The organism is Francisella-like endosymbiont (assembly GCF_003069505.1).
Lineage (GTDB): Bacteria > Pseudomonadota > Gammaproteobacteria > Francisellales > Francisellaceae > Francisella.
This window is the reverse complement of the sequence record NZ_QAPC01000001.1, coordinates 341351-364586: the sequence shown is the minus strand read 5'-3', so window position 1 is coordinate 364586 and position 23236 is coordinate 341351. Positions and strand designations below refer to the sequence as shown.

Here is a 23236-nt window from a genome sequence, read left to right as displayed (position 1 = left end):
TTAGCACTCAAACTCTTTTAACTTCTCAACGATATTATCAGCACGCAATAGTGGTCTACCTACTATAATGTAGTCAACACCAAGTTCTTTGGCTTTTTTGGGAGTTAGTGCATTAAAATGGTCATCACTAAGATCACTCTCAAGCCTTACACCTGGAACATATAGCTTGATTTTATCCCCAAACTTAGCTCGCACATCAGCAACTAAATGTGGATGACATATAAAGTTTTCCACACATAAATCTATACATCTGCCAAATTTTACCAGACTATCTGCTTTATCAAAATTAGCATCACTACTTAGTGTAATCACAGCTAATGGTATAGCTTGAGTATCTGCTCTAAGTGCAGCTTTGACCATCTCATCACTAGCAGTGCCATGAAATGTGAAGTATTTGAAATTTGGAATAGCTTTTGAATAGTTTTCTATCGCTGTTTTAACTGTATTTGGAATATCATGAAATTTAAAATCTAATAAAATATCTTTGTCGCCTACTAGCTCATGAATTTCTTTAAAAGATAACGTTGAACATAAGATATGACCTATTTTAACACAGTCAACATAACTTGAAACAGTAGCTGTTTTATCTAAATCTGACTTAGAGATGCCATCTGCTGAGAACATTATTTTCATTGAGTTTTTCAAATTATTAATCTATATTGAAACTATATATTAGTTTAATTTGTGGTGATAGTAAACTATATTTTGACTTGTTGTTATTACTTAGTTTTTTTAATATTTTGTAAACTACTTGCTAGCAAATCTAAATAATTCTGATCTTCGGAATGCCTTGAATATTTTTCTTTTTAACAAGTTTGCTAAGTTTCGTAACTAGCTCTTTATCCTTTATAATTGCTTAATACTTTTACTTATCGCTGTATCAAGTTGCTCATTAACTTTTTTAATCTTATCGCAATAGTTAGAGCTAAACAATCCTAACTTTGTTGCTCAAGCTGTTGCTGGGTTGCATTCTTCCAATAGTAATCCTCTATTTTTTTAGATAAATCCATTTGTAGCTGAATAAAGTTAGAAATGAGTTTATCTCTAAATGATTCTCTTTTGCTAAGTTTTGAGCATTTTGCAAAACTCGAATTTCTTGAGCTACATCGTAGATAGGACTATTAAGTTTATGCTTAAACACTCAACACACTACATTAAAGCTGCTCTTTCAACTAAAAGGCCAAGAGATTTATCAACTCCTGCATAGCAAAAACCAACCATTAACGAAAATACCCAAGCTACTTTTAATAACTTATTCATATTTCAAATCTCATATTATTTTTAGTTTTGTATAATTACAGCAAACTCAACCTTACAAAACTTTAACTCTTATACGGCCATATTGTGATTTACAATTACTAATATAAATATCTTTTACAGCAAATTTTTTAGGCTATTTTTAACATAATATGTTACTAGTTAAGAAGAAAAGTTTTAAATTATGAAAGAATATCGAGTACTTTCACCAACTTCTATGATAGGGTATAGTTTTTCGCAATCTTCATTCAACTAATGATTAAAATATAATCCTGATGTTATTGCAGTAGATGCTGGCTCTACTGATCCAGGACCTTATTATTTGGGGTCGAGAATTTCTTTTACTGAATAGAAAAGGAAATAATTTTAGTCAACATATATTGTTGCACAAATGGGTGTTAAACCTTTGATAAAAGCATTAGATGCTGGTGCACAAATAATTCTTACAGGTCGTTGCTATGATCCAGCAGTGTTTACCACTGATGCTATTAGAAAAGGCTATGATCCATGGTTAGCAATACATATGGGAAAAATATTAAAATATTGTGCTATAGCTTGCAGAGCCAGGTAGCGATTCCGCCTTAGGAACCTTACTTTCGGATAGATTTATTGTTCAACCACTTAATACCAACAGACACGGTACTGTAACATCTGTTGCTGTGCATACTCTTTATGAAAAAACAAATTCCTATGAGTTACCAGGGCCTGGTAGTACATTAAGTCTACAGGATACAACCTTTGAACAACATACCAAAAGTACTGTTAAAGTTTATGGAAGTAAACTAGTTGTTTCTGATAAATATACCGTCAAGTTAGAAGGTGCAAAAAGTTGGATATCGTACGGTTTCGATTGCTGGATGCCATGATGTAATTATAATTAGTAAAATAGATGAAATAATAGAGGTGGTAAGGCAAAGAATTGAAGATAATTTCAAAAAATAAGGTTATACTTATAAACTGCAGTTTCACATCTATAGAAAAAATGGTGTGATGGAAGAATTGGAACCAAAATCAGTTACTAGCCACGAACTAGGTATTATAATTGATGTGGTTGCTGCTGATCAGGAAACAGCTAACACTATCTGTAGTTTTGCTCGAAGTGCTATGCTGCACTATGGTTATAAAGACAGAATAGCAACAGCTGGAAACTTAGCATTTCCTTACTCACCATCTGATTTAAAAGTAGGTGCAGTATATTAATTTAGCGTTTACCATTTGTTACATATTGATGATCCTATAAAATTATTCCCTATCAAACTAATGGAGGTATAACAATGAATACTATACCAATAACTGATTTAGCTAAAGTTATACGCGGTAAAAATGCAGAACCTTATGAATTAACATTAGATATTCATTTTTAAAGAAAAAGCTGGTTATGAGCAACCTGTTGATTCTGGTGTAATAAACGAAGATTTAATATCTAATATGTACGGTATTTCTAAAGAAGGCATTATTAACATAGTAAGCTTTCCGCAAGCGTTGGTAATAAAAGCTACAATTCTAAGATCTCGTCCTTCAGGAGCATTTGGAGCCACTGATGTTTACGGCGCTCAAAAACATTCACCACTATTAAGCATAATGGTACCTGTTATATCATAATTACATTTAATGTTTGTAAGTTTTCTCACGTTTTCGGTACCAAATTAAATTATCTACAAGTCAGTTTTATAATTGTATAATATTAACTAACTGAAAATAAATAAAGATAGTTAATAGTAAGATTATAATGGTTAGTCGTGACTAGTCTCTTATAGCCAAACTGCTCTATTTTAGTTATGTTATTTTTTGTGTATATTCTATGCAATAAAAAAGTACTTTACTATATGTTACATAGTAAGTATTAAAAACTATTAAAATTCAATAGTGTAAATATGGTAATACAAAATATTTTTAAATAGTAGTTTTATAAAAAATCATCGTATAAAGGTAAGAACACTCTATTCATTGTTAGCAATCTAATAATCTTTTGAGAGAAAGTATACTTTAAGTTACAGCTTACAGTTGCTTAATATAGTCATTTTTATATTTCATATGTTAAAGTAGTAGTTGTAATTGTTGTTATTGGTTTCTTACCTGCAGTATGTAAATTAGTACCATTCAGTTGAAATTGAAGCTGGAGACTTAAGTCTTTATATATATTAGCTGATAATATAGAGCTATTTTGGTATATAAAAACATTAGGATTTACTTTATTATTCTGGTAAGAATAGTTTACGATAAACTCTTCTCTAAAACTTGTCTTCTCTGTAAAATTCCATACATACTGTAAGCCGGATTGTGCACCAATACCACTAGAGAACTGACCTGTACTAGCAAGTTTATTTTGTGTCAAACTTGGGCCTGCAGTTATATTTAACAACATATTGTCATTTTTATATAAAACTCTTTTATAACCTAACGATTCCATCAAAACATACCTAAAAACGTCAACTCATCACGCAAGAAATTTAAATTACCATATACACCGTTGATTTTATCAAAGTTCCATGAAGTATTGGCGCTTAATTGTGCTCTATTTACTATAACACCTGAAGTATCATAAACATTATCATCGTGACTATATAAATAATTAAATAGTAAACTACTTTGCCATTTTTCTATTGGCTTGTAGTTGATACTTACTCCAGCACTTAAGTTTGTAGTAGCACTATTACCCAGTTATAATACTTCCACCTAAACCTATAGAAGTGCCTTTCCAAGGATTATTTATTGTTTTTTTATCTTCTTTGCTATTATTTGAAGTCGTCTGATCTACTGGATTAGCTTTATCTTCTATATCATTTTCTGTAGAAGGAATGCTATCACATTCTTTTTTAGTTATATTATCCTGCTGCTCAGCTAATTTTTTATATTTTCAGCTAGCTTTTATCTAAATCCTTTCTAGTATTAACTATAAGATTTAACTGTTGTACTATTAATAACATCTTTCTTCTCATAATTTAAAAATATAGTGTATGCATGTGTGATTGATACTAGCTTTGCTCCTAATTCTTTTAGAATATCTCTCGCAGAATTTTCTATGTTACCATTAGGTATTTTTGCTAGATTACTTAAAACTTTCTCACTTTATTAAAGCATATAGTTTACTCACTTCTATACGAGGTTTTAATACCAACTCTAAAACTGTGATAGAATAAATACGAATACACCCGATAAAACAGTTATAAATACTGAATACATCATAAATTAACCCTTTAGAAATAGTTATCAAAACTCATGATTAAACTCTAAACACTGGCCTCTTTGATCACTGACAACTTTACCTTTGTGGTATTTAATTATACCATTAACAATAGTTGTCTGAACTTTTGATTGGAAAGTATAACCATCAAATGGAGTCCAACCACACTTATAGTGACAACACTCATCTGTAACAGTATGCGGATTATTAAGATCTACTAATACCAAGTCAGCATAATAACCCTCGCGGATAAAACCACGCTCTTTTACTTTATAAACTATAGCAGGGGCATGGGCTATTTTTTGGACTATTTGCTCAAGAGTTAAGAAACCTTTGTGATAGTGCTCTAATACTGATATAAGAGCCTGCTCAACAAGCGGCAAACCAGCAGGAGCTTTAAAATATATACCCTGCTTCTCTTGCCATGTATGTGGCGCATGATCTGTAGCAATTACATCGATAGTATCATTTGCTACACATTCTAGAAGTTTCAAACGATCGCTTTCTTCTTTTATAGCTGGATTACATTTGATACGAGCGCCCTTATCGGCATAATCTTTACGCGAAAAAAACAAATGATGAGCACAAACTTCTGCCGTAATACGCTTCTCTTCTAGTGGGATAGTATTATCAAAATGCACCATCTCTTCAGCTGTCGTTAGATGCAATACATGAAGCCTTGAGTTATATTTTTTTGCTAATGAAACAGCTAACTCTGATGATTTAAAACACGCCTCCCTCGAGCGAATTTCTGGATGTAAGTCCATAGGTACATTTTCACCATATTTTTCACGCGCTTTATTTTCATTTTCTGCAATCATTGGTGTATCTTCACAGTGCGTCACAATTAGTAACGGACTATCTCTAAAAAAGCATTCTAATGTTTCAATGTTATTTACTAGCATATTACCAGTTGATGCGCCCATAAAGATTTTGATAGCACAAGCATCATTTGGCTTGAGGCGTTTTAGTTCATCAACATTATCATTTGTCGCACCGAGATAAAAAGCATAGTTTGTATGTGATCTAGCTGCCGCACGCTGTTTTTTCTCATCTAGTCTTTCTATTACTATAGTTGCTGGATTTACATTTGGCATTTCCATATACGATGTGATACCACCCATCACAGTAGCACGCGATTCTGACTCAATATCACCTTTGTGCATCAAACCAGGCTCTCTAAAATGCACTTGATCATCTATCATACCAGGCAATAAATGTAGACCTGTAGCATCTATAATTTGCTCTGCTGGCTTATTTATATTTGCAGCAACTTGGACAATTCTACTATTCTCAACTAAAATATCAGATTTAAATGTTTTGCCTTCATTTACAACAGTAGCATTTTTAATAAGTAAACTTTGATTAGACATTTTATTTTCTTTCTCCTACTCTTTTTCACCAAAAAGTATAACAAAAATAGTTACAACATCTAGATATTTTTAGGAAACTTAAATATCTATCAATAAGTAAAAACTGGTGATTTTTTTAGCTTATTTGGCTAATTAAATTATAGAGTTATTTTTGAAATTTATTATTTATCTGCTGGATATATTTGTTTAAGGAATCTAGCGTACAGCTATCATCTTTATACATTATCGGTAGCTTGACACACTTACCATTATATCTAACTTAACAGTATACACATCACCATCTTCATACGGCTCATTTGTAGATTACTTGCGTATCCTGGCGCCCTATCTAGCGGCATTCCTAAAGTACCCATTACCTCTAAGAGTGTCAGATCATATCCTGAGTAGTAAGTCATTTTGTATTTAGACTTACCACTAGCAGCATTATTTAGATCTTCGATCATTCTATTAGTCAATTTACCACCCATAATATAGGCAATTTTTGTGATTTAAACTGTTGTGTTAGACCTCAGTCTGTAAGAGTAATCATTTTATCAACATCCTCCTGAGATAAACCCTCTGGCAAAGGTTTGTCATGCGCTTTAGCAACAATCAAAACCTCCTATCACCAAGATATCATTTAGCCATGATATTTTAATTACTTAGTAATTTGCTGCCATTTTGCAAAATTAGGATGAACTTCTTTTATCTTATTTTGCAATGCTGCTGAGTTGTAGACATACTTTTTCAATACATCTAAATATTGTTCATAAGGAAACTGTATAAGTCCGAGTCTGCTGACAGTCATTATTGGTATTGGTTGGAATCTACTTTTAATTGCAGGATTGCCCTCACTAAGAAGCCGGCCTGTACCCAGCTGGGTATAAGCCTATAAGCAAACTTTGACCGCTGACTACAGTGCGATTAATGTGACTTGATAATACATAGATACTTTGATCAAGATAATGCTTTGGTAAAAGATTAAATTTATATATCTTTTTCTTAGCTGAACGCCTAAGTTATACTCTTTATTCATTCCAATAGGAGTAAGTTCTGACAGCTGGGTTCCCCACTTATAATTAGCATTTTAAATATTTGTAAAATGCTCTATAACCATGGTGTGTTATCATCGATACAAACACAAACCTACTATAAGAATAGCTAAAAGGTATCAAAGCTAACAATAGTGTAAATGTCGCAAAAATTTTTTTCATTTGAGTAATATATGTTTTTTAAAAATTGCGATTATATTAGTATTTTTAATGACAAAAAGCGAAAGCAGTTTGAATAAAAATAACTGCTAAAGCCAAATAAGAAATCTAAGGCTGTAAAAAGTTAATTGTAGTACAAAAATAGCCTTAAAACTAGACCAAAATATAAATTATATAAAACTTAAGAAAATAGCCTTTACAGATGGCAACCAAATGCCTAAAATGTTTTCAATTTGCCAATTAACTTTGTAAAAAAGTAATGATAAAAACTTTTTTCAAACAGCTTTTTTCTTTAAGTTTAATTCATCAAAGTAAGGTTGTTTTATTATGATATTAGCTAACGATATGACTAATGCAATATTAGTTTTTCCTGATGGTACATACTATCTAGGTAGATCAATAGGGGTTCGTGGTTGGACAGACGGAGAAATTTGTTTCAATACATCAATGACAGGTTATCAAGAGACTCTAACAGATCCATCTTATGCCGGTCAGATTATCACTTTTACATTCCCTCACATCGGCAATGTCGGTATCAATAACGAGGATAACGAGTCTCTAGGAGTATTTGCTAAAGGCTTAATCGTACGTGAGAATCTCACCAACCCATCAAATTTTAGAGCTAAAAAAAGTATCGATACTTGGCTAAAAAATAGAAATATCGTCGGTATCTGTGGTGTTGATACGCGTGCAATCGTGCGTAAAGTACGCAAAGAAGGTGCTGTAAGAGTAGCTATATTATCAGTCAAGCCAGGTGAATTCCTCGATGCAAACTATGTAAGATCGCGTATCAAAAATAAATCTAACCTTAACGGTAGAGATCTAGCAATCAGTGTCACTACAAATAGAGAATATGATTGGAATGAGCATACTTTCAAACTAGGTCAACAAGTTTATAAGCAGCAACAAAGCTACAAATATAATGTTGTAGTTATCGACTATGGTGTCAAATACAATATCCTAAGAAACCTTGTCGATGCTGGCTTTAAGGTAACTGTAGTGCCTGCTGATAGCTCCTATGAAGATATTATGAAGCATAATCCTGATGGTGTGTTCTTATCAAATGGTCCTGGGGACCCGTTTGCAACTTCTGACTATACTATACCAGTCATCAAAAAACTTCTAGAAGTCAAAATGCCAATATTCGGTATTTGTTTAGGTAACCAGTTATTAGCCTTAGCTGCTGGCTTAAAAACCAAGAAAATGTACAAAGGCCATCGTGGTGTAAACCAACCAGTGTTCGATACTAATACTAAAAAAGTCCTTATCACTAGCCAAAACCATGGTTTTGTGGTTTATGATGACAATGTTCCCGATAATATTCAAATTCATATGAGCTCGCTTTTTGATAGTACTGTTGAGGGCTTGAGATTTAAAGATAGACCTGCTTTTGCAGTACAGTATCATCCAGAGAGCTCACCAGGTCCACATGACTGTAAGTATTTATTCAACGAATTTGCCGAGATGATAGCAGAAAGTAAGAAAGGGAATTAATAACATGCCAAAAAGAACAGATATAAAAAGTATTTTAGTACTAGGTGCCGGTCCAATCGTTATCGGTCAAGCATGTGAGTTTGACTACTCAGGAACTCAAGCATGTAAAGTTTTGAAAGAAGATGGCTACACAGTCTTTCTTGTAAACTCAAATCCAGCGACAATTATGACAGATCCTACAACTGCTGATAAGATCTTCATCGAACCGATTACAGTTGAGAGTGTTGGTAAAATTATCGCTAAAGAAAAGCCTGATGCAATCTTACCTACAGTTGGTGGTCAGACTGCGCTTAACTGCGCTTTAGCTTTAGACAAAGCAGGTATTTTGGAAAAATTTGGTGTCGAGATGCTTGGTGCAAAAGCTGACTCTATTGATAAAGCAGAAAATAGAGAAAGATTTAACAAAGCTATGGCAAAAATTGGCTTAGAAGTACCTAGAAACGTTGTGGTGCAATCTATGGAAGAGGCTCGCAAAGCTCTAGAAGATATTGGACTACCTTCTATTATCAGACCATCATTTACACTTGGTGGTAGTGGTGGTGGTATCGCTAATACTAAAGAAGAGTTTGAAGCAATCGTCAAAAATGGTCTCAGCCTCTCACCAACTAATGAGGTTTTAATTGATGAATCTATCTTAGGTTGGAAAGAGTACGAAATGGAAGTTATCCGTGATAAAGCTGGTAACTCAATTGTCGTTTGCTCAATTGAGAATATTGACCCAATGGGTATCCATACCGGCGATAGTATCACCGTAGCGCCAGCCCTAACATTGACAGATAAAGAGTATCAGATTATGCGTGATGCTTCGATAGCTGTACTTAGAGAAATTGGTGTAGAAACTGGCGGTTCAAATGTGCAATTTGCTGTGAATCCTAAAGATGGTAAATTAGTTGTTATTGAAATGAACCCGCGTGTATCACGATCTTCAGCATTAGCTTCAAAAGCTACAGGTTACCCAATCGCAAAAGTAGCGGCAAGACTAGCGGTTGGCTATACTCTTGATGAAATTGATAATGACATCACAAAAGTTACTCCAGCATCATTTGAACCAACAATTGACTATATAGTTACAAAGATTCCACGCTTTACATTTGAGAAATTCCCTACCACACCATCGAATCTATCTTCGCAGATGAAATCAGTTGGTGAAGCTATGGCGATTGGTAGATCTTTCACAGAGAGTTTACAAAAAGCTTTAGTCTCGCTTGATACTGGCTTAACAGGATTAGATCAAGTTGAAATTCCTGGTGTTGATGAGTCAAAATCTTTACAAGAGAATAAAGCAGTTATCCTAAAATCACTAGAAGAACTCTTACCGATGAGTATTCTAAGAGTAGCACAAGCTATTAGATACAAAGTATCACAACAAGAAATTCATGATGCTTGTAAGATAGATCCATGGTTTATTGAGCAGATTGCAATTATTGTTAATGCAGAAGAAAAACTTAAAAAAACTGGTTTACCAAATAGCAAAGAAGAGTTCTCTGTTTACAAAAATATTGGTTTCTCAGATGCAAAAATTGCTGAGCTTGTCGGCAGAACAGAAAGATATATTAGAAATTTTAGATTTGGTAAAAAAATCTATCCTACATTTAAAAGAGTCGATACTTGTGCTGCTGAATTTGAATCACAATCATCATATTTGTACTCTACTTATGAGCACTATAACTATGAAGAAATCGTCCGTGATTGTGAATCTGAAATTTCTGATAAAAAGAAAGTCATCATCCTAGGTGGTGGCCCTAACCGTATTGGTCAGGGTATAGAATTCGATTATGCTTGTGTTCATGCTGCGAAATCTCTCAAAAAAGAAGGCATAGAAACCATCATGATTAACTGTAACCCTGAGACAGTTTCTACAGATTATGATACTTCTGATAAGTTATATTTTGAGCCCCTATGCGCCGAAAATGTCTTAAACATTATCAAAAATGAGATGCGTAAAGGTGAAGTTCTTGGGGTAATCGTACAGTTTGGTGGTCAAACACCACTAAAACTAGTATCGGCGCTGCATGAAAATAATATCCCTATACTTGGTACAGATCCAGATAAGATTGATCTAGCTGAAGATAGAGAGAGATTCAAAGAGCTACTTGATAAAGTTGGTCTAAAACAGCCTCTAAATACAATTGCATATACAATTAATGAATTAAAGAAAAAAATTGTTAATGTTGGCTACCCTGTCGTTGTGAGACCATCTAATGTCTTAGGTGGTAGAGCAATGGAAATTGTCCATTCACAAGAGGAGCTAGATACTTATATCAAGGCTAATAGTAAATGTATTCTTGAAGGACCTATCTTGATTGATAAATTCCTAGAAGATGCTATAGAGCTAGATGTAGATGCACTTGCTGATGGTGGTGAGCGTGTCTTTGTTGCAGGTATTATCGAGCATATCGAAGAGGCAGGTATTCACTCAGGTGACTCAGCTTGCTTGATACCAACTCGTTCATTAACTAATGAGCAGATTGAAGAAGTCAAACAAGCTACTATCAAACTAGCTAAAGAGCTAAATGTAATAGGTCTAATGAATGTTCAGTTTGCTTATAAAAATGGGCAATTGTATGTAATTGAGGTAAACCCTCGCGCATCAAGAACTGTGCCATTCGTTGCTAAAGCTACTGGTAATAGTATTGCAAATATTGCAACTAAACTTATGCTTGGTAAGAAACTTTCAGAGTTTATTTTAAACAATCCAATACCTAGACACTTCTCTGTCAAAGAAGCTGTATTCCCATTTGGTAGATTTGCTGATGTCGATTGCTATCTAGGTCCAGAAATGAAGTCTACTGGTGAAGCTATGGGTATTGATACAACCTTTGGTGTAGCATTTTACAAAGCTCAAGAGATGTCTTTTAACAAGCTCCCATTAAAAGGAAATATCCTAATATCAGTAAGTGATGCTGATAAACCCAAGATACTTCAGCCAGTTAAAGAGCTGATAGAGCTTGGTTTTAACATCTTTGCAACCAAAGGTACCGAAAGCTTCTTAAGAAAGTATGGTCTACAATGTAAACTCTTTGATAAAGCTTCTGATAATATTGGCAACAATCAAGTACATAGTACTGTCCAAGCTATCGAAGCAGGTGAAGTTGACTTATTGGTTAATACCTCAATAAGACAAGAGCTAAAAATAAGTTTAGCATTAAGAAGAGCTGCTATTATGAGTAGAGTTTCTTATGTCACAACTATTGGAGCTTTTGAGGCTTTTGTAATCGCTGTCAAAGATATGCGCAAAATCAATAATGATTTTGATGTTAAAACTGTTAAAGAATGGATTAATAGTTAATAAAACTACCCCGTCAGTCTACGACTGCCACTCCTCTATTATCAGAGGGGAATAAGAGAAATAAAATAAGTCATCCTGAACTAGGTCACTGAGCAAAGTCGAAGTGTGTTCAGGATCTCAATAAAATAACTATCTATCGTGAGATGCTGAAATAAATTCAGCATATGTTAATATTAAGGAATTATAAATGCTATCATTTCAAAAGCTACTACGCGGTGATCAAATTATTAAAGATGATTTAAATAAACTATTTAATCAAGCTGATATCTACAAAGATAAACTCGCTAAATCACAACCTATCAAAGATTTAGAAGGGAAAATTCTAGCTTCTTTATTTTTTGAGCCAAGTACTAGAACAAGGTTTTCATTTGAATCTGCGATGAATAGATTAGGCGGTAAAGTCATATCACTAGAAAATGGCTCATCAAGCTCAACACAAAAAGGCGAAACTCTTGATGATACAGGCAGAATGATCGATCAGTATGCTGATATTATCGTTATGCGTCACCCTAAGCCTCATAGTGTTGAAGAGTTTTCAAAATATGTCAATTCACCTGTAATAAATGCAGGTGATGGCAATAATGAACATCCTACTCAATCACTTGTAGATTTATATACAATATATTCTGAAAAAGGCTCGATTGAAAACTTAAAAGTTGGTTTCTTAGGAGATCTAAAATATGGACGCACAGTTCATTCACTTACTAATATACTTGCTAAATATAATGCTTCTTTTAAGTTTATATCTTCTCAAGAATTACAGATTCCTGAAAAGCTTAGAAGTTTTGTTATGAAAAATGACAACCCTTTTACTGAGTTAGATAAAGTTAGTTCAGATGTTTTAGAAGATTTAGATTTACTGTATGTAACTCGTGTCCAAAGAGAAAGGTTTCCAGGTGAAGAAAGTTATCTAAACAATAAAGATCATTGCTATTTAGACAGAAAACATATTTCTACTAAAAGTAATTTTATAATTCTTCATCCGCTACCAAGAGTTGATGAGATCGATAAATCTATTGATGAGCTTGACTGTGCTAAATATTTTGAGCAAATTAAATATAGTATTCCAATTAGAATGGCTTTATTATCGCTACTAATAAAATCATAAATATAAAATTAGTGAGCTGATTTCTACCCTAGCTTTTTGACAAATGCTTTTTTTACATTAAAGTCTATTAACTATTTTGTTAAAAGCTTATATATTGCTCTTCTCAGCAGCTATGTATAGCTCTAAATTGTTTATTTTAAATTTGAATTTTACTATGAAAAGAAATGAAGATTTAATGTGGTCCCTTAGTCTGTATGGTACAGCTATTGGTGCCGGTGTGCTATTTTTGCCTATCCAAACAGGAATTTCTGGAATTATCCCAATATTAGTAATATTAGTATTTATTTTCCCAATGGTATTTTTATCACATCGAGCATTATGTAGATTTGTAATATCTAATCCAAATACTGACTCTGATATCACAGTAGTTGCTGATGACTATTTTGGTAAGCTTGGTGGAATTATTTTTAATATTTTATATTTATTTGCTATCTTGCCGATATTATTAGTTTATAGCGTTGGTATAACAAATACTCTAGCCAGCTTTTTTAAATATCAGCTTCATTATGATATCGAAAATAGATTTCTTTAAAGCTTTTTCACTATACTTTCGCTAGTATTTATCATTAACTTTGGTCAGAAGCTTATCATCCGCGTTATGAACTTTCTGGTTTTTCCGTTTATAATCGATTTGTTAGTACTTTCATTATGGATGATTCCATATTGGAATATCGAGATACTGCGTAATAGCTTCGAGTACAATCATAGTTTTTCTGGTATTTTGATAGCTATCTGGGTAATTATGCCAATATTGATATTTTCTTTTAATCACTCACCGATTATATCTTCTTTAGCTGTATATGTAAAAACCAAATACAAACAAGATGCAGACAAAAAAGCCTCTAGGATAATTGCTTTTAGCAATATTTTGATGATTATCACTGTAGTGGTATTTGTAATTAGCTCAATGCTAATTCTCTCTCCAAAAGAGCTAATAATCGCAAAACAAGAGAATGTTTCTATTTTATCTTATCTAGCAAGTCATTTTAATAATTACTCTCTTGATTATGCAGCCCCATTTGTAGCTCTAGTAGCTATGAGTAAGTCTTTCTTTGGTCATTATTTAGGTTCAAAAGAGGGTATAGATGGGATAGTTTGTAAAATAGCAAAAAATAAAATTAGTGAAAGAACCATAAAGCCAATTACGCTATCGATAGTATTTTTATTATGCTGGCTTGTAGCATATTTAAACCCTAATATCTTAGATATGATTTCTAGTATAAGTGGTCTTGTTTTGGCTGTAATTTTATTTATCATGCCTATTTATAACATCTATAAATCAAATATCTAAATCCTTATAAAAACCTATTAGCAGATATCTTTATCCTTACAATGGGGATTGTAGCACTATCATCTGCAATATACGTTTTACTCTAATCATTCACTTAAAATTTGACATTTATCAGAATAAGGTATAAATTGTATCCACCTGAATGGGGGTGAATATGGTTTCGACATGAATGTCAAAATCTAAGGTGCATGCCGAGGAAGTACTGTAACCTTGTTAATAACAGTACAAGTGCCAATAATAACTGGCAACAAAAAAGCAAACCGCGTAGTAGCTAACGATAGCAACTTTACTGCTGTTAAAGCTGCCTAGTCTAGCTTAATAACCTAGATGCGCACGGATATGATAGCCTTTCTTATGACGCTATCTATACATTCGTTCATATTCCGCATAAGACGGTCTTTGCTTTTTGTCTGGGAGTTAAGGCTGTATTAATAGACTCGCTAACTATTTACCCTGGCTAATTGGGGAATAGCTTAGTTAAACTCAAATAGATTAGCCTAAGCATGTAGATCCAAAGATCGAGAGTTTGTGGACGCGGGTTCAAATCCCGCCACCTCCACCACAAAGTATTTTCAAACAATTTCACCAAGTACCTAAGACCCTTTAAAATCAACGCTTTTAGCTACTTTTATAGTTTTATACAGTCCCAAACTGTATCAATAAAGCCCGTGACTTTTTACATACTCATTTACATACTAGATACATAATCATTACTTAAATGTGTAAATATGGCTAAGAAAATACGAAGATATAAAAAAGTATGTCTTTAGGTGATAGATTAAATATAAAAATAGATAAAATGATAGTAAGTATTTTTTCTATCAATATATGCTAAATGGCAAAAGAAGTACTATAGATATTGGAAGCTATCCGAGTGTATCCTTAAAGCAGGCTAGAGATGAGGCTTTTAAATATAATCAAATGCTAGCAAGTGGAAAAGACCCTAAACTAGAAAAAGAAAAAGCCAGTATAAAGATAATAATCTTTTTCTTTAGTAGCAGATAAAGCATTTGAAACTAAACACCCTAGCAAACCACATGGCTGAAAAAGCGAGGAAGTATATAACTGAAACTTATCTATATACAATATTTAGAAACTACCACCCCTAGCAATCAAAGGAAAATAAAAAACTTATTATAATATCATTTTCACTTATGCAAGTTGGTAAGGGAATAATAAAATACAACATACTAGAGATATACAAGCTAAAAAAGAAGACTATAAAGGCTTTGAGTTTATAGTCCCCTAGAAGACAAATATAACTTTAGTCAGCTACTTAGTGATATAGATAACTACAAAGGACAATATAATACAAAAATGGCTTTAAAACTTACCGTACTAGTTGGCTTTAAACCAAATAATATAGTTAGTATAAAGTGGAAGACATAAAAGAAGCTAATGAAAATGAGTGAGACTTTAGGCAACCTTTAAGTAAACAAGCTTATAAATTGTTAATGGAAATAAAAGAACATAAAGGCGGTTTTGAGTATGTATTTCACTCTACAATTAAGAAAAAACATATGACTATAGAGAGCGTAAGCAAGGCATTAAGAGATACACTAGGCTTAATTGGGTATAGATGAACCAAAACAGCATACACACGGCTTTAGAAAGTCCGTAAGAACATATATTAGTAGTATTAGAAGTAAATGTAATTGGTACAGTGACATTATAAGAATGATACTAAGTCACTCAGTTAAAGCAAATAGTAATATTATTAATATGGTTAGTTAAATTTTAAAGGAAATCGTTTTGCTAGATAGTAAAAGTAAATTAAAGACAGTATTAGATGTTTTTCTTGATAAACATAATGGAGAAGAAAGTAAAAGAAATATTCTCTTTGAGAAAATATTACACGCAGTAAATGAGGCACAAGCAAAAAATAAACAAAAATAGTATCCTCAAAAGATTTTAAAAGAGAATTAGATAAAGCAAAGAAATCTATAAATAAAGCTCAAAAAGAATTTAGCAATATTGTGGGCAAATACTCATTTATAAACTCCTATGCTATAGAAAAATATAAAAAAGAAATAACGGCATATCAGAGTTACAATAAGAGCCTATGTGTAAAGGTGAAGAGTGGGCAGCTTTTTTTATATAAAAAAGCAATAAATGTTATTAAACATAATATGGCTAAACAAACCGCAGTAGAGTATGTGAAGACTAATATTTATAATTAGAAGAAATCAAAGAGAAACAATTCTAACACTTTTAATATTTGAGTTTTATAGAAATGGTTTAGCAAGTCTTGTAAGTACTAGTATTTATGATGAAGTTAACAATAAAGAATACGATTTTTTAACCTTTATAAACTGATGTGTACAGAATCTAATATTTATATATCAGGAGGAGCTTGTGGATAGATATTTTAAAGATAATCTGATAAAAATAATTTTTAACGAAAAATGTCCAAAAAAGTTCCAAGATAATATTTTATATTTAATCCTAAATTTATACCAAGTACCAAATAAACCCGCTTAAGATTAACAGGTTTTAAAAGGTGCTAATCTTTAGTTACTGCAACAATTAGAAAAATAAAATAATTTAACTAAAGATAGAGGTATAAATGAAAATACTTAGATTAAAATATGTTGTAGAGATACATTAACTGGCAAAACTATTATTTATAGATGGATAAGCAAATATAATCCTATCCTTTGGGGTATGCTTATTGGCGATAGTGGAATGGGTAAAACACCTAGCATTAATGAGCCTATGCTACCAATAAAAGAAATAAGCAATTTTTAGATGATTATTTAAAAGATTATGCTAATTATCAAACAGTAATAGAGCTATATGGTATAGAGCTAAAAACATTAAAAACTAATCTTAAAGATTGTAAAGATAATCACAAAAAATAGAGTATCAGAAAAGAGATAGAGGAATTTAAAAAAGCTAAACCTTAACCATATTCTAGGAAAATTTACATAAATACACCAACTAAAGAGGCTTTGCTTAGTCAATTAGCAGATGATAACCCAAACGGTTTATTGCTAGAAATTGATGAGCTTATGGATTTTATACAAAGCATTATTAAGAGTGAAAAGATACAAGACCATAAACTATGTGTAAAGGCTTACAATAATGGAAGTTTTAAGAGTAAAATATCTAGTGGTACTCAATTATATAGTATAACGTAACAATATCTATTATTAGTGAAGTACAAACTCAAAGATTATTAGAGTTTACCAATAAATATAATGGTAGTGGTTTATTGACTAGGTTCCAATTAATTCCTATAGCTGAAAATAACAAATAATATATAGAATACTAAATTAGATTTTGGAATCAAAAGTGAGTATTTAAACTTACCTAATAGACTAAATAATATTCCCCCAAAGAATTTAATATAATTGATAATGAGAAAGTAAAAACAGAGCTTAAAAAGTATAGCTATACTAGTGAAGCTAAGAGCCTATATATAGAATGGTTTAATAAATCAGAAAAGATAAAAAATGGAACTGGTAAACTATGATTGTTATTTAGATATGCCACTAAAAAATATAAGAAAAGAATTTAACATAAAAGTTATCAAAACTTAAACTTTAATACTATCAAAACTATTTTAATTTTTTAAATAAATATATTTGTAAGACTACTAAAACTAATAATATTACTAAAAAAATCCAAAAAGCATGTACATTTTGCGCACCTGGTTATCCCAGCAACATTTATACCTAATAACCCAGTTTAAAAGCTTAATCGCAAAAATATAGCTGCAGTAATAGATAAAAAATACATTTTTTTATTAAGTTTATCACTCAGAGTATTACTGATTTCATCTTTTACAATTTGCAGACGATCACGTGCTTCTTCGAGATCTTCTATTATAAAGTATCACATCTTTATTAGGGTTAATACCTCTTAAGATTATTAGTATACCATCATCTATTTGTGTAAACCTTGGCCTTGTTTCTTCTGTAATTAAAGCATCTGTGATATAGGGATCTAATGAGCTTAGCTGTTGATTTAAGCATTCTTTAGTTTGATGACTTTTAGCATCTAAATGTGTCTAGACAAGATTTTCATTAGTTTCGATAGATTTACTTATATCATGTGCAACTTCATTAGAAATTGCACCACCTTTATGATCTAAACAATAACAAAATACGCTTCATATATGTACTAATCCCACAGAAGCATATTTTAACATTATAAATTAGTGTTTATAAGAGAATTATTAGATTTTTTACTAAATTTTCATTGGCATAATAATAAATAAACTATTATCTTTTTCGTCCTTAACTAATGCGCTCATATTAGGGTTATCAAGGTAGATAGTCATAGTTTCTTCACTAAGTACATTTATAATATCTAAGAGGTATTTATAGTTAAAACAAATTTCCATTGGTTGATTATTATATTGAACTTCGATTTTATCTTCAGCCTTTTCATTATCAGGGTTATTAGCTGATAAAAGTAATTGACTTTGTGATATGTTCAGGCGTACACCTTTGTATTTATCATTAGCAAGTATTGATGTTCTTAATAATGAATTTTTGAAAAACTGTTTATCCACAGCTAGCAATTTTGTATTATTCTTAGGAATTACTTTTTGGTAATCAGGATAACGACCATCTATAAGCTTTGATATAAAAGCATAATTGCCAAATATCGCTTTTAAGTAATTTTTGCCAAGACAAATTTTGATAGTTTCTTCTGTTTTGCCTACTATCTTTTTAAGCTCTAAGATTGCTTTTTTTGGTATTATTGACTGTGAAGCACTATCTAACACCCTACTATCAATTATAGCCTCTGTAATAGACATTCTATGACCATCTGTAGATACTGCTCTGAGTAGATTTGAATTAATTTCCCAAAACATCCCATTTAAGAAATACCTTGTATCGTCATTAGCCATTGAAAAATCTACTTTAGAGATAATATGATGAAAATCTTGCTGCGATAAGTCAAAACTTGCTTGCTCATTGATATTACTATCAATAAGAGGATAATTATCAGCATTTAATGATATAAGGTTAAAAGTACTATTATTAGAAACAATAGTTACCTTATTTTCATCAACTCTAAAATCAATCATCGAATTTTCATTCAAACTTCTGACAATGTTGTAAATTTTGTCAGCATTTAATGCTAACTTTATACTTGTATTACAACTAACAGCTATATTACATGATATTTCTGTATCAAGGTCCGAAGCCGTAATTTTGAGATTATTATTATCAATGTCAAATAAGATACACGATAATAAAGGCATTGTACTCTTACTATTTGCCACTGACAGCATAGATTGTAAAGGCTTTAGTAAGTCATCTCTATTTAGTACAAAATTCATTTTTTAAACCCCTTTGATAAAGTTACTAATTTTATTTAACGAGAAATTTTGTCTAAAAGCAACTCATAATCATCCGATATTGAAGTATTGCTTTGTCTTAATTTAGTTATAGCTTTGACAGCATGCATAACTGTCGTATGGTCTCTACCACCAAAAGCATTGCCTATCTCTGGCAAACTATGCGATGTTAGTTCACGAGCTAAACTCATTGCTATTTGCCTTGGTCTAGCTATATTTCTACTCCTTTGGTTAGAAGTTAAATCTTTTACCCTAATTCTATAAAAATCAGCGACAACCTTTTGAATATTATCTATTTTCACTTTCTTTTCTTGTATCTTTATAACATCTCTTAAACAAGATTGCGCTACTTCAATAGTAGGATCCTTGTGATTAAATTTAGAGGTAGTAAGCACTCTGTTTAAAGCACCTTCTAGTTCTCTGACATTAGTACGTACATTCTCAGCAATAAAAGCTGCTGTTTCATTAGGTAATTTTTGACCTAAATCATGTGCTTTTTTAAGCAAAATAGCAATTCTGGTTTCTAAATCTGGCATATCAACAGATACAGTCAAGCCATAACCAAAACGTGAAACTAGTCTTTCTTCAAGTCCTTCTATCTCATTTGGATATTTATCACTGGTTAGAATTATCTGCTTGCCATTTTCATACAAAGCATTAAAAGTATGAAAAAACTCCTGAGCTGTACCTTCTTTACCAGCTATAAACTGAATATCATCAATCAAAAGTATATCAGCAGATCTATAAACTCTTTGAAACTCATCTTGATCTTGTAAACGAATAGAATTTACATAATCTTTAATAAATTGTTCTGAATTTGTATAGATAATTTTAGCATTAGGATTAACTTCTTTAGCATGATTACCTATTGCTTGCATTAAGTGAGTTTTTCCTAAACCACTGCCACCATAAATAAATAAAGGGTTATGTAATTTGCCTGGGTTTATTGATACCTGCATAGCTGCTGCTCTAGCAATTTTGTTAGCATCACCAACTACAAAGCTATCAAAAACATATTTTTCTTTTAATGGTAAACCAAAAGAGTACTCTTCATCTTCCTTTGCTGTAATTAGCATAGCTTCATCAAAACCGAATAACTCTTGTGATGAAGAAAAGTTTTTAGTAGTAGATTTTTTTGATGTTTTGGATTCCTGTACTACTTTTCCTTCTTCTGATTCGTCTTTTATCTCAACACTTGATGTACTAAAAAAATTAGCTTGTGGTCCTGCTGTAATAACTTCAGTAATTTTTTCACCAGAGAATTTTTTGTTAGAATATTCAATAATTAAATCGTTACCATGACACTCTTGAATTGTTGCTAAAATAAGATTTCCATACTTAGATTTTATATGTTTTTTGAAATATTCGTTGTTACAGTAAATTGTGAATAAGTTACTATTTTGCTTTACATGAATAGGCTTTATCCACGTTTTATATTCAAACGTAGAAAGATTTTTTTTTATCTTTTTTAAACATTTATCCCATGTAGTCATAATAAAAAAATATCCTTAATAACCCTTTAAATACAAAGGATAGCCAAATGTAGGCAAAAGTATTAATTGAATGACTAAGATTTTATTGTAATAAAAAAAAATAAGCAATAATTAATTAAGCATACCTGTGGATAATTATGTAAATTAATTTGTTTATTCTTTGTTTCAATAGTTGTTGAATAAGTTATTCACAAATATGTTAATATTTCTGTTAATAAATTTGATAATTTTTTATCCACTTTTTATTCAGATTTTTTCACTAATTTTTTACACGCTTATACATTTATTTTCATCCATGTCTAAATATTTATATACCTATATTTTACAAAGTTATGCACAATGAAATACTCATATAATAAATAATAATATAATAATTAAAAAAGTTTATATATAATAAAAATAACAGAAAGGATATAACAATAAAAAATTCTTTCTTTATAATAAATGTTAATAAAATTTAAAATAATTTTCTAATGTCTTTTAATACAGAAATCTTTTTGAATATAAACAAATATGAGCAACGAATAGCAATAAAAGAAAATAATATTCTCAAAGAAATTTTGATAGAGCGCGATAATCAAAAAAGAATTGTTGGAAATATTTATAAAGGGAAAATAATTAGGATTCTTCCTGGGATGCAAGCAGCTTTTGTAGATATTGGTTTAGAAAAAGCTGGATTTTTACATTTATCAGAAGTTATACCTTTAGAGAAAGAGGATGATGACTCTGATGAGAATTTCAAACTCAAAAAATTAAACACTGAAAATATAAGTGAATGGTTAAGAGAAGGTCAAGAGGTTCTAGTACAAGTAGTCAAAGAAAGTATAGGTAATAAAGGTGTAAAATTAACATCACATTTATCAGTATCTTCACGTTTTGTGGTTTTCTTACCTGATTTAGATCATATAGGCATCTCGCTTAAAATAACTAATGAACAAGAAAAGCAACGATTATTAGAATCAATTAAAAAAATTATCCAAAGCGAAAATCCACGTGGATATATTCTAAGGACAGCTGCTGAAAGTGCGAGTTATGAAGAATTAGAAAATGATATAAAATTTTTGAATAACTTATGGGAAGATATTTTAGATATTTCTAGTACAATCATTAAACCTGGTGTTGTTTATGAAGATTTTAGTTTAATAATCAAAACTATCAATATATTTGCTAATAATAATCTAGATAAAATTCTTGTAGATGATATAGATTCATATAAAGAAATATGTCATTTTGCAGATAAATATATTCCTGGTTTAAGAGATAAAATAGAACTTTATCAAAAGCATAATATCTTTGAAGAGTATGATATTAAAAATGAGATAAATAAAGCTCTAGATAAAACTGTATATCTAAAATCAGGTGGTTATTTAGTTATCGAACAAACTGAAGCAATGATAACTATTGATATCAATACAGGCAGTTATATTGGTACAAAAAATCTTGAGGAGACTATCTTTAAGACAAATCTAGAAGCTACAAAAGAGATAGCAAGGCAGCTAAGACTTAGAAATTTAGGTGGCATAATAATTATAGATTTTATCGACATGATGGATCAAACACATAAAACACAAGTTTTAGAAGCCTTAAAGAAAGAATTAGAGCTTGATAAGGCTAAGACTAATGTAAGTGGTATTTCAGAGCTAGGGTTGGTTGAAATGACACGTAAAAGGGTTCATGAGAGTTTGCTTAGAACTTTATGTCAGCCATGTGAACATTGTAATGGTAAAGGAAATATCAAAACATTACAGACAATTTGCTATGATATTTTTAGAGAAATAAAGTCAGAATCAAAAAATTATCCAAGCTATAATGATTTCTTACTAATTTCTTCTGAAAAAATAATTGATTATATTGAAAAAGAAGAATCTATTTGGCTAGCAGAATTAGAATTAGAAATGCAAAAAAACATTCACTTAAAGGTAGAAAATAGCTATATATGTAACCAATACGATATAATTCCATTAAATAAAAAAATTTCTAAAACATTGTTGACAGCTTTAGAAAAAGAGCTATAATACGTACTCATAGCAGCCGACTTAGCTCAATAGGTAGAGCAACTGACTTGTAATCAGAAGGTAGCCAGTTCGATTCCGGCAGTCGGCACCATAACGGAGTGGTAGTTCAGTTGGTTAGAATACCTGCCTGTCACGCAGGGGGTCGCGGGTTCGAGCCCCGTCCATTCCGCCATATTCATTATTAAGGTCTAGTTCTTAAAACTCAGTTTTCCCTTTTTTACTTCTGAT

General features: G+C 31.3%; 17 protein-coding genes, 2 tRNA genes, 1 other RNA gene and 4 pseudogenes. 15 read left to right on the top strand and 9 right to left on the bottom strand.

The window, feature by feature from the left end:
- Both pyrF and C9379_RS02060 read right to left on the bottom strand, forming a co-directional pair.
- Positions 1-633 carry an orotidine-5'-phosphate decarboxylase gene (pyrF, locus tag C9379_RS02065; RefSeq protein WP_343377501.1) on the bottom strand — a complete coding sequence of 211 codons (633 nt, stop codon included), beginning with the start codon at positions 631-633 and terminating at the stop codon, positions 1-3.
- Between the two features lie 86 nt (positions 634-719).
- Positions 720-1260: pseudogene (locus tag C9379_RS02060) on the bottom strand (chorismate mutase).
- Between the two features lie 388 nt (positions 1261-1648).
- On the opposite strand from C9379_RS02060, the gene C9379_RS02055 reads away from it, so the two are divergent.
- The 5 genes from C9379_RS02055 (at position 1649) to C9379_RS02035 (ending at position 2859) form a co-directional block, all read left to right on the top strand.
- Complete coding sequence (locus C9379_RS02055; RefSeq protein ID WP_318263299.1) at positions 1649-1828, top strand: acyclic terpene utilization AtuA family protein; 180 nt, start codon at positions 1649-1651, stop codon at positions 1826-1828.
- Between the two features lie 88 nt (positions 1829-1916).
- Complete coding sequence (locus tag C9379_RS02050) at positions 1917-2123, top strand: hypothetical protein (RefSeq protein WP_318263298.1); 207 nt, start codon at positions 1917-1919, stop codon at positions 2121-2123.
- A 124-nt stretch (positions 2124-2247) separates the two neighbouring features.
- Complete coding sequence (locus C9379_RS02045; RefSeq protein ID WP_318263297.1) at positions 2248-2457, top strand: hypothetical protein; 210 nt, start codon at positions 2248-2250, stop codon at positions 2455-2457.
- A 74-nt stretch (positions 2458-2531) separates the two neighbouring features.
- Positions 2532-2621 carry a DUF4387 family protein gene (locus C9379_RS02040; RefSeq protein WP_318263296.1) on the top strand — a complete coding sequence of 30 codons (90 nt, stop codon included), beginning with the start codon at positions 2532-2534 and terminating at the stop codon, positions 2619-2621.
- Positions 2608-2859 carry a DUF4387 family protein gene (locus C9379_RS02035; RefSeq protein ID WP_318263350.1) on the top strand — a complete coding sequence of 84 codons (252 nt, stop codon included), beginning with the start codon at positions 2608-2610 and terminating at the stop codon, positions 2857-2859. The genes C9379_RS02040 and C9379_RS02035 overlap by 14 nt, the downstream gene beginning before the upstream one ends.
- A 421-nt stretch (positions 2860-3280) precedes the next feature.
- Here the strand turns inward: C9379_RS02035 and C9379_RS02030 are convergent, their stop codons facing one another.
- From C9379_RS02030 to C9379_RS02020, 4 genes and pseudogenes are all read right to left on the bottom strand, one after another.
- Positions 3281-3667, bottom strand: a complete 387-nt coding sequence (locus C9379_RS02030; RefSeq protein ID WP_143384748.1) for a DUF481 domain-containing protein — start codon at positions 3665-3667, stop codon at positions 3281-3283.
- Complete coding sequence (locus C9379_RS08690; protein WP_143384987.1) at positions 3667-3918, bottom strand: DUF481 domain-containing protein; 252 nt, start codon at positions 3916-3918, stop codon at positions 3667-3669. The genes C9379_RS02030 and C9379_RS08690 overlap by 1 nt, the downstream gene beginning before the upstream one ends.
- A 549-nt stretch (positions 3919-4467) precedes the next feature.
- Positions 4468-5814, bottom strand: a complete 1347-nt coding sequence (locus tag C9379_RS02025; protein ID WP_143384747.1) for a dihydroorotase — start codon at positions 5812-5814, stop codon at positions 4468-4470.
- Between the two features lie 145 nt (positions 5815-5959).
- Positions 5960-7007, bottom strand: a pseudogene (locus tag C9379_RS02020) (histidine phosphatase family protein).
- A gap of 324 nt (positions 7008-7331) precedes the next feature.
- Between C9379_RS02020 and carA the strand changes: the two are divergent.
- The 7 genes and pseudogenes from carA to C9379_RS01985 all read left to right on the top strand — a co-directional run bounded on the left by carA (position 7332) and on the right by C9379_RS01985 (position 16082).
- Positions 7332-8498, top strand: a complete 1167-nt coding sequence (gene carA, locus C9379_RS02015; protein WP_143384746.1) for a glutamine-hydrolyzing carbamoyl-phosphate synthase small subunit — start codon at positions 7332-7334, stop codon at positions 8496-8498.
- A gap of 4 nt (positions 8499-8502) precedes the next feature.
- Complete coding sequence (carB, locus tag C9379_RS02010) at positions 8503-11787, top strand: carbamoyl-phosphate synthase large subunit (RefSeq protein ID WP_143384745.1); 3285 nt, start codon at positions 8503-8505, stop codon at positions 11785-11787.
- 187 nt (positions 11788-11974) lie between these two features.
- Positions 11975-12895: an aspartate carbamoyltransferase gene (pyrB, locus tag C9379_RS02005; RefSeq protein WP_143384744.1), complete on the top strand. Its 921-nt coding sequence runs from the start codon at positions 11975-11977 to the stop codon at positions 12893-12895.
- Positions 12896-13049: 154 nt separating this feature from the next.
- A pseudogene (locus tag C9379_RS02000) lies at positions 13050-14272 on the top strand (aromatic amino acid transport family protein).
- 58 nt (positions 14273-14330) lie between these two features.
- Positions 14331-14748: a transfer-messenger RNA gene (gene ssrA, locus C9379_RS01995) on the top strand.
- A gap of 254 nt (positions 14749-15002) precedes the next feature.
- Positions 15003-15191: pseudogene (locus C9379_RS01990) on the top strand (Arm DNA-binding domain-containing protein); the annotation flags it as partial.
- A gap of 747 nt (positions 15192-15938) precedes the next feature.
- Positions 15939-16082 (top strand): hypothetical protein, encoded by a 144-nt coding sequence (locus tag C9379_RS01985; RefSeq protein WP_318263295.1) that lies wholly within the window; start codon positions 15939-15941, stop codon positions 16080-16082.
- Positions 16083-17876: 1794 nt separating this feature from the next.
- Here the strand turns inward: C9379_RS01985 and C9379_RS01980 are convergent.
- The 3 genes from C9379_RS01980 to dnaA form a co-directional block, all read right to left on the bottom strand.
- Positions 17877-17963 carry a hypothetical protein gene (locus C9379_RS01980; protein WP_318263349.1) on the bottom strand — a complete coding sequence of 29 codons (87 nt, stop codon included), beginning with the start codon at positions 17961-17963 and terminating at the stop codon, positions 17877-17879.
- A 415-nt stretch (positions 17964-18378) separates the two neighbouring features.
- On the bottom strand, positions 18379-19482 hold the full coding sequence (dnaN, locus tag C9379_RS01975) for a DNA polymerase III subunit beta (protein ID WP_143384743.1): 1104 nt from the start codon (positions 19480-19482) through the stop codon (positions 18379-18381).
- Between the two features lie 35 nt (positions 19483-19517).
- Entirely contained in the window at positions 19518-20993 is a 1476-nt protein-coding gene (gene dnaA / locus C9379_RS01970; RefSeq protein ID WP_143384742.1) for a chromosomal replication initiator protein DnaA, read from the bottom strand.
- Between the two features lie 473 nt (positions 20994-21466).
- Here dnaA and C9379_RS01965 point away from each other — a divergent pair, with 473 nt between their 5' ends.
- The 3 genes from C9379_RS01965 to C9379_RS01955 all read left to right on the top strand — a co-directional run bounded on the left by C9379_RS01965 (position 21467) and on the right by C9379_RS01955 (position 23180).
- Entirely contained in the window at positions 21467-23008 is a 1542-nt protein-coding gene (locus C9379_RS01965) for an Rne/Rng family ribonuclease (RefSeq protein ID WP_143384741.1), read from the top strand.
- Positions 23009-23023: 15 nt separating this feature from the next.
- Positions 23024-23099 (top strand) — tRNA-Thr (locus C9379_RS01960).
- Between the two features lie 4 nt (positions 23100-23103).
- A tRNA-Asp gene (locus tag C9379_RS01955) sits at positions 23104-23180 on the top strand.
- Positions 23181-23236: the final 56 nt, after the last annotated feature.

Bases quoted from the DNA above. Each gene is read 5' to 3' on its own strand.
- C9379_RS02025 (WP_143384747.1), bottom strand. From the start codon at position 5,814: ATGTCTAATCAAAGTTTACTTATTAAAAATGCTACTGTTGTAAATGAA.
- dnaN (WP_143384743.1), bottom strand. From the start codon at position 19,482: ATGAATTTTGTACTAAATAGAGATGACTTACTAAAGCCTTTACAATCT.
- C9379_RS01965 (WP_143384741.1), top strand. From the start codon at position 21,467: ATGTCTTTTAATACAGAAATCTTTTTGAATATAAACAAATATGAGCAA.
- dnaA (WP_143384742.1), bottom strand. From the start codon at position 20,993: ATGACTACATGGGATAAATGTTTAAAAAAGATAAAAAAAAATCTTTCT.
- C9379_RS02055 (WP_318263299.1), top strand. From the start codon at position 1,649: ATGGGTGTTAAACCTTTGATAAAAGCATTAGATGCTGGTGCACAAATA.
- C9379_RS02030 (WP_143384748.1), bottom strand. From the start codon at position 3,667: ATGGAATCGTTAGGTTATAAAAGAGTTTTATATAAAAATGACAATATG.
- C9379_RS02040 (WP_318263296.1), top strand. From the start codon at position 2,532: ATGAATACTATACCAATAACTGATTTAGCTAAAGTTATACGCGGTAAA.
- pyrB (WP_143384744.1), top strand. From the start codon at position 11,975: ATGCTATCATTTCAAAAGCTACTACGCGGTGATCAAATTATTAAAGAT.
- C9379_RS02045 (WP_318263297.1), top strand. From the start codon at position 2,248: ATGGAAGAATTGGAACCAAAATCAGTTACTAGCCACGAACTAGGTATT.
- pyrF (WP_343377501.1), bottom strand. From the start codon at position 633: ATGAAAATAATGTTCTCAGCAGATGGCATCTCTAAGTCAGATTTAGAT.
- carB (WP_143384745.1), top strand. From the start codon at position 8,503: ATGCCAAAAAGAACAGATATAAAAAGTATTTTAGTACTAGGTGCCGGT.
- carA (WP_143384746.1), top strand. From the start codon at position 7,332: ATGATATTAGCTAACGATATGACTAATGCAATATTAGTTTTTCCTGAT.